Below are 12029 nucleotides of genomic sequence, written 5' to 3'. Positions count from 1 at the left end.
AAATACTGGGAAACGATTAAATGACGGGCACCCTTATGAAGGCAAATTCGAGAAGCTACCGGACAAGCTGAAACCACTGCAAAGTACCCTTCCGCCGCCTCAGGTTTTGCGGCGCTTCTTTAACACCCAATCAAATCCGATCCTGTCAAGTAAGTCAATTTTTCCCTGCGGTAATTCCCTCTTTTTCCTGCGTTGTATAGAAACCCAGTTGCCTAAGGAAGGGTTTTCCTTCCACCCTTGCCGAACCCGGCAATGACCGTGTTCCTTTTCGAATTCCTTGAGTTCCTTGTACCTATATTCCCACGGAACACGGATGATGGTTCCCCAATTAAAACCGGCTTGATTGAGTTTCCCGATTTTCCAAGTGTCAAGCCTTGTTTCCTTTTGCTTAAAATCCTTCCGCTGTTTTACTATCCAATCAGCAAGTGGTTTGTAGCCGTCCGTTCCTTTCGATACATTGCAGTGTCCGTATTTTTCCTTAAAAGCCAATAGCTCGCTGTACTTGCACTCCCACCAAAAGTCCGGTAAATCCCAGATGAACCCGATACCGTTGAGCCTATCTATCCGGTCAGGGGACAATTTGTCTTTCCGCACCCTTTGGCGGATCACCCACCTCCCCAATACGTGGTTTTCCTGCCAATGTTGCGGAACATTGCAATGCCCGAATTTGTCTTTAAAGGCTTTCAGCTCCCAGAATTTCGCCTGCCAGTCCAGTTCGAATTTGTGGATGCTTACCTTTTTGTAATAATTCCGCTGACGCTGTTTATCAGGCATATATCTTCGTTATGGCTATCGGATGCAATATCCAAAATAATCATAAATTTTCACTCATAATTCAACCACCATGCGCAGTGTTTTTTTATTTGGAAAATTATGGGGACACCTGTATGGGGCAGCGGAGCTGATAAAAGCCAATCTTCGTCAGGGTTAGATTGGTTTCCTTCGGAGCTGCTTTGCGGTCACTCCATCGCTTATGCCCCCCCCGCTGGTTCGCAAAGACGAGGAGCGCTTTGAATTGCACCCGTCTTAATTGCATAATAGAAGCATTTTAATTAAGTTTGTAGTCAGATACGTACTAAAACAAACTGTTCATATGGCTCAATATGCACTTCGATTGATGTTGGGTGTAATCATCGTGTTGTCTATCCCGATGGTTTCTGCCCACGCCCAAGGTCAGGTTTCCATCATCCCCCGGCCCAGTGTACTAGAAATTCATGAAGGCAAATTTGTGTTTCCTGCTACGACATCACTCCATGCTTTTGAACCGTTTATGGAAGTGGCTTCATTACTATCGGAACACCCTCATACCAATTTCATGGAAGTTGAGCGTATTAAATCGCGCAAACGCGTTCCAGAATCTGGAGTGCGCTTGGTGCAGGCCGAAGGCATCGACAAATTACCATCCAACGCATATCGCTTAACGGTAGATACAAGTGGTATCGTACTCATGGCCCACCAGCCCGAGGCCATGATTAATGGGATCATGACATTGCTGCAATTGGCCTATACCCAGCCTGATGGTGGGGCATTGCCGGCCATGCTTATCGAAGACCGACCCAGATTTGGTTACCGTGGGCTTCATTTGGATGTCTCCAGGCATTTTTACCCACTGTCCTTTCTGAAGAAATTCATTGATCTGATGGCGCTTTACAAGTTCAATAGGTTTCATTGGCATCTTACCGATGGACCGGGTTGGCGGTTGGAAATCAAGAAATATCCTGAATTGACCCAATATGCAGCCTGGCGCACCCATGTGGCGTGGAAAGATTGGTGGCATAACGGGCGAAGATACTTGGATGAAGGTCACCCCAATGCAAGCGGGGGTTATTATACACAGGATGAAGCCCGTGAACTGGTGGCATATGCAGCACGTAAAGGAATTACCGTGATCCCGGAGATCGAGATGCCCGGACATTCTGAAGCGGTGTTAGCTGCCTATCCCCAATTGTCATGCAGGGGCGAGCCACATAAGCATGCCGAGTATTGCATTGGCAATGCGGAGACGTTCACTTTTCTTACCGATGTATTGACCGAGGTGATGGATATTTTCCCATCCGAATACATCCATATCGGCGGGGACGAAGCGAATAAGGAATCTTGGAAAACCTGCGCCAAATGTCAGGCATTGATGGGAAAGGAAGGGCTGAAAGATGTAGACGAATTGCAAAGCTATGCGGTGAAGCAGATGGATCAATTCTTGCAGTCCAACGGAAGAAAACTTGTTGGTTGGGATGAAATACTAGAAGGCGGACTGTCGTCCGGTGCCACGGTGATGAGCTGGCGTGGCGAACAAGGGGGGATAGACGCGGCCAACGCGGGCCATGATGTTATCATGACACCCAATTCACACCTTTATTTCGATTATTATCAAAGCGACCCGCGCACACAGCCTGAAGCGATTGGTGGCTATATCCCGTTGTCTAAAGTGTATGCTTATGACCCAATACCAAAGGAAATCGCAGCGGATAAAACCAAACATGTGCTTGGTGCCCAAGGCAATATTTGGACGGAATACATGCCCACCCAAGAACATGTTGAATACATGGCGTTTCCTCGTGCTTTGGCCCTCGCCGAGGTGTTATGGTCGGCCCAAGAGCGTCGTGATTGGGATGGTTTTTCGATAAGGCTGCGTCGCCACTATACGCTCTTGCAGCAGCTCCATGTAAACTACTACCGGCCCTCATACGAGGTGGATATTGCCATCGATTTTAATGCAGATACGCAACTCAATATCATATCACTTTTGTCCGAACAACACGAAAATAATATTCATTATACCATTGATGGAAGCAAACCTACTGTCAATTCGCCATTGTATAGTAAACCTTTCGAGCTATCGGTGCCAGCTACCATCAAAGCCGCTTATTTCAGGGATTCTGCCAGAATGGGTGGAGTGACAGAAGATCGAGCCGATCTGCACAAAGCCATTGGAAAAAAAGTGACCTATCATACGAAATGGAACGATCGCTATCCGGCCCAGGGGGAAGCCACACTCACCAACGGACAGAAAGGCGAACTCACTTATGGCGATGGACAATGGCAGGGATTCCTGAATGATTTGGATATAACGATTGATTTCGAAAGGAGAGAGGCTATCCAGTCGCTTGCCATCCGTTTCATGCAACATAAAGGACCGGGTATTTTTATGCCCGGGGAAGTGAAAATATTGTTATCGGATAACGGTAAGAATTTCCGGGAAACGGGAATCGTGGTCAACGATATTTCAAAAGATGACCCCTCCTTACAGTTCAAGACTTTCGAGTTGGAGTTTGATGCCGGACAGACTGCACGTTATGTGCGGGTAGTAGCCACCAATGTAAATCAAGCCTTTCTATTCACGGATGAAATTGTGATATATTAAGTGTAAGTGCTTATTACTTTTTTAACAAAGCGGTTGCGCACCAAAGAATTGGTGCCTGTCCATGCATATCACCAGTGAGTCTTTCCCGATCCAAAGGCCGCTGGCTTGGCCTTGAATTGCACCCTGTTGAGGAGATACCTGACTGAATGCTGAATAATGATTAACTTTCCAAAAAATAAACCGAAATTCATAAGCGGTGGTTGACCGGCTTTGAAGATTTTTTTACCCTAGTATTGAGCAGCTTATGATTTTTAATCAACAAAGTATCGTTTTCAGCATAACCATACTCGTCCTGTTATTGGGAAGGGATGTTGCGGGATATGGCCAAGACAGGCGGCCCAATATCGTGCTGCTCATTGCGGACGATCTAGGAGCTGAAGACGTAGGCTGCTATGGCAACCCAGCGGTAAACACCCCACATATCGATCACATAGCGACTGAGGGGTTGCGATTCACCAATGCCTATGTGACGACCAGCTCATGCAGCCCCAGTCGCAGCAGCATCCTGTCGGGCAGATATCCACATAATACGGGTGCCGCTGAATTGCACACACCATTGCCCCCTGAGGTAGTTACTTTTGCGGAGTTATTGCAAAGCGCAGGTTATTACACCGCCCAAGCCGGCAAATGGCATATGGGTGAACCAGCCAAGCGTGGTTTTGATATCATACAAGAAGGAAAACTCAACGGAAACGGCGGGGAGGCCAGATGGGTGAGCACCTTGCAGGCCCGGCCTAAAGACAAGCCGTTTTTCTGTTGGTTTGCTGCTAATGACCCCCACCGGCCTTGGGGACCCAATGACCTGAGTGGCAGCCATAGCCCGAATGAAGTCATCGTCCCCTCGCATCTGGTTGATGCGGAAGGAACCCGAAACGACTTAGCGGCCTACTACGACGAAATCAGCCGTTTTGACCGTGCTATTGGAGAAGTGGAAGCAGAGCTCGAAAGGCAGGGGGTACTGGAAAATACGGTGCTGATTATCCTGTCGGACAATGGGCGCCCATTCCCGCGTGCCAAGACCCGACTGTACGACAGTGGCGTCAAAACACCTTTTATCGTCAAATGGCCTATGGGCATTAAAAAGGAGGGCGTTGTGAGCAGTAGTTTGCTCAGTACGATAGACATCGCGCCAACCTTGTTGGAATTGGCAGATGTTGATATTCCTGAGAGCATTCAAGGGTTGTCATTCTGCGGGCTGTTTGATGACCCTGCTATACGTTTCCGTGAATATGTGTTTGCAGAGCATAATTGGCACGATTATGAGGCATTGGAGCGAATGGTTCGAACCGACGATTTCCTTTACATATTGAATTTGCGCCCATGGTTGCCAAACCAAGGGCCTGCTGATGCAGTGAATAGCCCATCTTTCGCGGAATTAAAACAAGCACGGGATGCCGGAAGGCTCAGTGCCGCACAAGCGGATATTTTTGCGACCCCTCGCCCGCGGGAGGAGCTGTTCGATTGCCGATCTGATCCCGAGCAGCTGGTCAATGTGGCTTCTCTACCTCGATATGTCGATGAATTGGAACGCCTTCGGACGACAATGGAACGTTGGCGAGCAGAGACTGCCGACAGTACCCCCGATCAGCTTACGCCGGATTGGTTTGACCGGGAGACGGGACAGCCCCTGGAGTCAAAAGGGGTTCGTGGGGAAATGCCTGGATCTGAAAAATAGAAGCGTTGAACGGTTACCCGCTTGTAACCGCTCTATTTTGGAGGCAGGTTGCGTATCAGTTAAATAATCACTAACTTTCCGGCGCCAAATAAACTGAGCGTGGTCACTGATTACAGCCAATATAATGATACCGATCTGCTACAAGGACTGAGTGACAGCAAGGAGCGAGCCTTGGTGGAGCTGTATAACCGCTATTGGGATAAGTTATTTGTTGTCGCCGCCAACCTGCTTGATAGTGCTGAGGAAGCGGAGGAATGCGTGCAGAATGTGTTTTTGAGTTTATGGAAGCGGCGGGAGACATTGCTACTGAGCCATTCACTAAATACCTACCTTTCCGTATCAGTCAAATACCAATCCTTCAGCATGATGGCACGAAATCACCGCCGTCATGCGCAGGCGGAATGGGATGATGCGATAGATGTAGCCGATACCACATCCCCCGAGGGCGAGTACATTGCCAAAGAACTACAGCAGCGTATCGAACAAAGCATCAACCGACTTCCCCCAAAATGCCAATTGGCTTTTCGCATGAGCCGTGAACAAGGCATGGCCGTCAAAGCCATAGCCGAAGAACTCCATTTGTCTGAAAACACCGTTAAGATGCATCTCAAAAATGCGAACAAAAAGCTCAAAAACGATCTGCTGATACTAATTCCTATGGTGTTAGTCTTATTTATCGACAAAGACCTGTAAGTTTTTTTTCCTTCCCGATACACCCGTCCTTAAAAAATGGTAGACTATATAACCAATGAACCGGTTATAGATGGCTTTATCACATAAAGAAATTGAAGCGTTAGCTGCAAAACTAATCGACGGAAGCATTACCGCATCCGAACAGGAGCGATTTAATGCATGGGTGGATGAGCAGATGGTCAAGGAAACGTTTGAAGTGGATGCTGCCTTTGCCCGCGATGCCGGGCAATTGAAGGAACGTATGCTAATCCACGTCCTGGAGGCCATCGATGCGAAGCCTCAACGCAAGATCAACACCCGAAGGATGAATTGGCTGCCCTATGCTGCGGCCGTGATTTTTGCACTGGCCGTCGGGATCTTTTTCTTGGACAGGGGAGCGAATAAAGAACAAGGGCTGGCGCAAGCGGCGGATATCGCATCTGGAGGAAATAAAGCCACCCTTACGTTGGCCGATGGCCGGACGATTGATTTGAGTGAGGGGCAAAGCGGAATTGTGGTTGGAGATGGGATTACGTATGGGGATGGAAGCGCTGTGCTTAGCCCGGAGACCGGAGGTCGGAGACCGAAGACAGGCCAAGATGAAAACCAACTTCCCATGGCTGACTTCAGCCGCCTGACGTTAACAACGCCGAAAGGTGGCACCTACCAAATCACCTTATCCGACGGAACGAAAGTCTGGCTCAATGCCGCTTCTACGCTGAAATATCCCAGCCGATTCACAGGAAATGAACGCGTAGTGGAATTGGATGGAGAAGGCTACTTCTCGGTCATGAAAGATGAAAGGCGGCCATTTAGGGTAAAGAGTGATGGACAGGAAGTAAAGGTATTGGGAACCGAGTTCAACATCTCCGCCTATCCTGATGAAAACGAAACGAAAACCACGTTAGTGGAAGGGAGCGTGCAAGTGGTGCTGACCACTGGACATCGACCACCAACTACCATAAAACCCAGCCAGCAGAGCAAGCTCGAGAACGGAAACATCAGCGTTGACGATGTGGACATTGATCCATATGTTGCTTGGAAATCGGGCATGTTCCATTTCAAGCACACTCCGTTGGCGGATATGATGTACCAGATCGAGCGGTGGTACGATGTAGACGTGATTTACAAGAGCCGGATACCGCAGGAGACATTCAGCGGGCGGATGCGGCGTAATGTCAGTTTATTGACCGTACTGGATTTATTGAAAGCATCAGAAATCAGCTTCTATATTGAGGGAAACAAGCTGATCATTGAATAGTTAACCAATTTCGTAAACCCAATTAAAATATGATGGAAACATGAGGATAAAATACTAACCAGCGGGACACAAAAAACAGGGAAGTGTCATCACCACCTCCCTGAGGCGTCCAGATATTGCCCTAATAAAACCAAGTATTAGAAACCGGATTATCCAATATCCAAACTGTACAAACGTAATGATAAATTATGTAATTCCCCCATTGGGCAGGAGAAAACTGCCCGATGAATTAGCCCAATTATTCCGTATTATGAGAATAACCATGCTATTGCTCGTTGTTGGGTGCATGCATCTAAGTGCGACAACCCTGTCGCAGACGATTACCCTCTATGCAGACAAGCAACCGATTACTAAGATATTTGAAACCATCGAAAAACAGACCGGTTATCAGGTGATTTATAGCGATCGTTTTGTCAAGTCGGCTAAGCTGGTCACAATCGTAGCCGAGCGCATGCCACTGGCAGATTTTCTTGAAACGGTGTTGAGTCGAGAGGCGTTGACCTATCAAATTAAGGAAAAGACAGTGCTGATTCGTAGGTTGGCTATGACGCATAGTAAACGTCAGGAGATAACAGAATTTGTGCAGCAACGAACCGTGACTGGTAAGGTAACCGATGAATCTGGTCAGCCGTTGACCGGTGTAACGGTAGCCGTCAAGGGTACCTCGGTAGCTGTCATTACCAATGAAGCTGGCAGATATCAAGTAACCATTCCAGCGAATGGGAATACGCTGGTGTTTACCACTGTGGGTTTCGAGGCCGTTGAACGGACAATTGAAAACCTATTGACAATCGATATCTCGATGAATGCAGCGATGAGCGACTTGGATGAAGTGGTGGTGGTGGGATACGGTACGCAGAAACGGTCGGACATCACGGGGGCCATATCTTCCGTTAAGGTGAGTGATTTGGAAGGTGTTCCGCTTAGATCGATGGATCAAGCCTTGCAGGGTAGGGTTTCCGGGGTGTTTCTGATCCAGAATTCGGGACAACCCGGGGCAGGAAGCACCATCCGGATAAGAGGCGGAAATTCGATCACTGGCAGTAACGAGCCGCTATATGTTATCGACGGGGTGCCCGTGTATGTGAGCCCTAACGATGCAACGTCATTAAATCCGCTGAATACGATAAGCCCAGCAGATATCGAGTCTATGGAGGTATTGAAAGATGCCTCGGCTACCGCAATCTACGGCTCGCGCGGAGGGAACGGTGTCGTGCTTATCACCACGAAACGGGGGCGTGCCGGTGATGTGCGCATTGATTTGGACATTAACTCCGGATTCCAAAAGGAGCTTCGCCGTTATGACCTGCTGGATGCCAAACAATTTGAAACACTGGCAAACGAAGCCAGCGTTGCCGAGGGGGGGGCACTGCTGTTTGATCCAGCATTAAATCCCGTAACCACCGATTGGCAGGGAGTGCTATTTCGCTCCAGCGCACCCCTTCAGAACTACCAGCTGTCGGCGTCCGGAGGGAATGACACCAACCGGTTTCTGCTGACATTAAGCTATTTTGACCAACAGGGAATCATTAAATCGTCCGACATGGAGCGCTACTCGCTTCGCTTCAATTTTGATCGCAAGGTGAATAAGCGGATTACCCTGGGCAATAGCCTTACGTTCAGCAGGGTGAATACAACCCGCGTGAGCAGCGGCTCGTTATTCTCCATGCTTACCACGGCTCCCAACCTGCCGATACGGCAACCGGACGGAACCTATACGCAATTTAATAATCAGGGCCTGCCCTTCAACAATCCCGTGGCGTTGCTTAATGACTACAAGAACCTGAACAAGGTAATGCGAGCACTGGGTAACATTTATGGAAGTATCGATCTTGCCGAAGGGCTTACGTTCCGGACGATGTGGGGTTTGGATGCGTCGTTTATGAAGCAGGATTCATATCTGCCACAAACGGTATATGATGGTGCATTGGTTGGCGGAAATGCATCGGTTTCTACTAACCAAAACATCATCTGGTTAAACGAGAATACCCTGAATTATACCTATACAGCCGGAGCACATCGCCTAGAAGCGTTGGCCGGATATACGCAACAATCGTCTCGCTATGAGCAGTTGGGGGCTTCAGCAACGGGCTTTCTCAATGACAACACTGGAAGCAACAACCTCGGGCTTGGTAATCCGGATCAGGCCACGCTACCCAGCTCAGGTACCGCAGGCTGGACAATCCTCAGCTGGATCGCCCGGGTCAACTATGGATTCGATAGCCGGTATTTGCTGACACTTACAGGACGATACGACGGTTCGTCCCGCTTTGGTAAGAACAACCGATGGGGCTTCTTCCCCTCCGCAGCGTTTGCCTGGCGGGCCATTGAGGAGCAATTTATCCGCAACCTGGATGTGTTCAGCGATCTTAAACTGCGCGTCAGTCATGGTATTACCGGTAATCAAGATGGCATCGGAAACTATCCGGCACTCGACCTTTGGGGTGGGGCCAACTATGTATTTAATGATCAGATCGCGCAGGGCATCACGCCCGATCAAATCTCGAATCAAAATTTACGCTGGGAATCCACGGCACAAACCGATGTGGGATTGGAGATGGGTTTTTTTGACAACCGGCTAACCCTCGCTGCCGATGTCTATTATAAAAAAACATACGATTTGTTATTGGATGTGACCGTACCGGCAACATCGGGATTCACCAGCGGAGTGAAAAATATCGGGTCGCTGGAAAACAAAGGTCTTGAGTTTTCCCTAAATGCCGTGCCGATCAACAAGGCATTTTCTTGGAATACGGGTTTTAATATTTCGTTCAACCGCAACAAAGTGCTTGACTTAGGATTGGAAGAGGAGATTATTCCTGCAGGGGTTTCTACTACGGTGCTAAGGGTTGACGAACCACTAGGCAACTTTCTCGGCTACAGAACCCGAGGGGTTTTCCAAACCATTGAAGAGGTCGCTGATGGTGCACAGCCTTCGGCGAGGCCCGGCGATATCCGGTTTGTGGATGTGGACGGAAACGGTGTCATGAATGCGTTGGATCGGCAGGTTATGGGCAATGCGCAACCTAGTTTTTATGGAGGGTTTAACAACAGTTTTTCGTATAAGGGAATAGACTTTTCCTTTTTCCTTCAATTTGTGTACGGCAACCAACTGTATAACCAGAACTTGGTATCGCTGGAGAACCTGAGGGGGATCGTTAACCAGCGCAGCACGGTACTAGACCGCTGGACTCCCGATAACCGGAATACGATTATACCCAGGGCCTCCTCTACTAGGGCAACAGATGATGCCCACGATCGGTATGTTGAAGATGGATCCTATCTTCGGTTGAAAAACGTGCAATTGGCATATGCAATCCCACTACACCACACTGGATTTGGAAAGACAATTAGGATACTGAGGGTATATGTCAACACGCAGAACCTGCTTACGTTTACCAATTATACAGGTATGGATCCGGAAACAAACCGCTATGCCAGCAATAACGTGAGACAAGGGTATGATTCCGGAGCTTATCCGACCGTACGGACCATTACCTTCGGCCTAAATGCTAGTTTTTAACCCATTAGTATGTGATAGCGATGAACTTGAAAAGCTTAATAATTGTTATACCAGCAATGGTCTTAGCCGTATCCTGTGCTAAGCTGGAACAAATCCCGGACGGGATCAATACGACCGAAAATCTTTTTAGGAATGAACGCGATGCGGAGGCGGCAGTAAATGCTATGTATTCTTCGTTGGGATCCCACGATATCTACAACCAGTTTAATGAGACTGTCCAATCGCAAGGCACAGATGATGCTGAGTGGGGCTTTGGCCGCAATACCGGAAACGCGGATAAACTGTCCATGGACAAATTTACGTTCACCGCCGCTTCGGAAGTTATTTACCGATACTGGGAGGTGCACTACCGGAATATCAACCGAACCAATATCGCCTTAAAATACGTACCCGGGATGGACATCAATGAAGAAAAGAAAAAGCAGTTTCTTGGAGAAGCCCATTTTATCCGGGGGCTGATGTACTTCAACCTTGTCCGGTTATACGGGGGTGTCCCCTTAGTCTTAACAGCCACCGAGACGTTGGATGGATTAGAAATTGCCAGATCGTCTGCGGACGCGGCCTTCGAACAGGTTATCACGGATTTCCAGTTTGCTAAAGACAACCTTCCGGAAATCTATGAATCCCGTGATATCGGACGGGCAACAAAGGGGGCTGCACGAGCGATGCTTGTGAAGGCATATTTATACAATAAACAATTTCAAGAGGCGGCAGATGAAGCCCGTGGGCTCATGGAAAGTGGACTGTATTCGCTTTGGCCGACCTATGGTGAAGTCTTTGAAATTTCCAACAAGAACAAAACCGAATCCATATTTGAAATTCAATATATGAGTATGGGCACGGCCGGTAACTCCAATGGGTCTTCCTATGCCGGATTTTTCAAACCATCCGCACTGGTCATGCCGGTGCCGCCGGGAGGGTTCGGCGGCTACGGAGATAACCCCGTTACCCGCAGCCACTACGAAGCGTATTCACCGGGCGACCAACGTCGGGACGTCAATGTACTGTATGTGCCGACGGCACCGGCGTCAATCCGCGATCCCTTTTATGTGAATAAATACCAGGATCCGGATGCGTTTGATGTAAACGACGGAGGCAATAATTATTTCATTGCCCGATATGCAGATATCCTGCTCATGTACGCTGAAGCACTGCATGAAATGAGTCCTGGCAATGCAGCTGCATATGATGCCTTTAACCAAGTACGGAGACGGGCTTTTGGTGTGCCGCCGACCGTGCCGTCACCTCACGACCTCACGACCGGTTTGACGCAAACACAGTTTCGTGACAGTATACTGCTGGAACGCAGGCTTGAGTTTGCGTTTGAAGGGCAGCGTCGCTACGACCTGCTGCGCATGGGCAAACTGAAGGAGATGATGAATGTACAAGACCCCACCGTCTTGGTGGAAGATCACCATGTGTTGCTTCCCATACCACAGGATGAATTAATCATTAACCCGTTGCTCACGCAAAATACAGGGTACTAGGGAAAACGAACAACTATAAAACAATAAATGGCTACATAAATAAAGAAGAG

Annotated in this window: 8 protein-coding genes; 6 read left to right on the top strand and 2 right to left on the bottom strand. The window is 48.5% G+C overall.

Features of this window, described 5'->3' with window-relative positions; all coding sequences use genetic code 11:
- Positions 1-99 precede the first annotated feature (99 nt).
- Both NF543_RS02350 and NF543_RS02345 read right to left on the bottom strand, forming a co-directional pair.
- Positions 100-774 (bottom strand): helicase associated domain-containing protein, encoded by a 675-nt coding sequence (locus NF543_RS02350; protein ID WP_257666480.1) that lies wholly within the window; start codon positions 772-774, stop codon positions 100-102.
- 97 nt (positions 775-871) lie between these two features.
- Entirely contained in the window at positions 872-1036 is a 165-nt protein-coding gene (locus NF543_RS02345) for a hypothetical protein (RefSeq protein ID WP_257666479.1), read from the bottom strand.
- Between the two features lie 57 nt (positions 1037-1093).
- Between NF543_RS02345 and NF543_RS02340 the strand changes: the two genes are divergently transcribed.
- The 6 genes from NF543_RS02340 (at position 1094) to NF543_RS02315 (ending at position 11979) form a co-directional block, all read left to right on the top strand.
- Positions 1094-3361, top strand: a complete 2268-nt coding sequence (locus NF543_RS02340; RefSeq protein ID WP_257666478.1) for a glycoside hydrolase family 20 protein — start codon at positions 1094-1096, stop codon at positions 3359-3361.
- A 244-nt stretch (positions 3362-3605) separates the two neighbouring features.
- Positions 3606-5036 (top strand): sulfatase family protein, encoded by a 1431-nt coding sequence (locus tag NF543_RS02335; RefSeq protein WP_257666477.1) that lies wholly within the window; start codon positions 3606-3608, stop codon positions 5034-5036.
- A gap of 99 nt (positions 5037-5135) precedes the next feature.
- Complete coding sequence (locus tag NF543_RS02330; protein WP_257666476.1) at positions 5136-5729, top strand: RNA polymerase sigma-70 factor; 594 nt, start codon at positions 5136-5138, stop codon at positions 5727-5729.
- A 70-nt stretch (positions 5730-5799) separates the two neighbouring features.
- Entirely contained in the window at positions 5800-6969 is a 1170-nt protein-coding gene (locus NF543_RS02325; RefSeq protein WP_257666475.1) for a FecR family protein, read from the top strand.
- 178 nt (positions 6970-7147) lie between these two features.
- Positions 7148-10492, top strand: a complete 3345-nt coding sequence (locus tag NF543_RS02320; protein WP_257666474.1) for a TonB-dependent receptor — start codon at positions 7148-7150, stop codon at positions 10490-10492.
- A gap of 20 nt (positions 10493-10512) precedes the next feature.
- The gene (locus NF543_RS02315) at positions 10513-11979 is read left to right on the top strand and encodes a RagB/SusD family nutrient uptake outer membrane protein (protein WP_257666473.1); all 1467 of its coding nucleotides are present in this window, start codon (positions 10513-10515) and stop codon (positions 11977-11979) included.
- The last annotated feature ends 50 nt before the right edge of the window (positions 11980-12029 follow it).

The organism is Parapedobacter tibetensis (genome assembly GCF_024704835.1).
Classification (GTDB): domain Bacteria; phylum Bacteroidota; class Bacteroidia; order Sphingobacteriales; family Sphingobacteriaceae; genus Parapedobacter; species Parapedobacter tibetensis.
This window is presented reverse-complemented; position numbering and strand designations above follow the sequence as displayed.

What these genes read in the sequence shown, in the direction of transcription:
- NF543_RS02340 (WP_257666478.1), top strand. Translation starts at nt 1,094, where the DNA reads ATGGCTCAATATGCACTTCGATTGATGTTGGGTGTAATCATCGTGTTG.
- NF543_RS02335 (WP_257666477.1), top strand. Translation starts at nt 3,606, where the DNA reads ATGATTTTTAATCAACAAAGTATCGTTTTCAGCATAACCATACTCGTC.
- NF543_RS02325 (WP_257666475.1), top strand. Translation starts at nt 5,800, where the DNA reads ATGGCTTTATCACATAAAGAAATTGAAGCGTTAGCTGCAAAACTAATC.
- NF543_RS02320 (WP_257666474.1), top strand. Translation starts at nt 7,148, where the DNA reads ATGATAAATTATGTAATTCCCCCATTGGGCAGGAGAAAACTGCCCGAT.
- NF543_RS02315 (WP_257666473.1), top strand. Translation starts at nt 10,513, where the DNA reads ATGAACTTGAAAAGCTTAATAATTGTTATACCAGCAATGGTCTTAGCC.
- NF543_RS02350 (WP_257666480.1), bottom strand. Translation starts at nt 774, where the DNA reads ATGCCTGATAAACAGCGTCAGCGGAATTATTACAAAAAGGTAAGCATC.
- NF543_RS02345 (WP_257666479.1), bottom strand. Translation starts at nt 1,036, where the DNA reads ATGCAATTAAGACGGGTGCAATTCAAAGCGCTCCTCGTCTTTGCGAAC.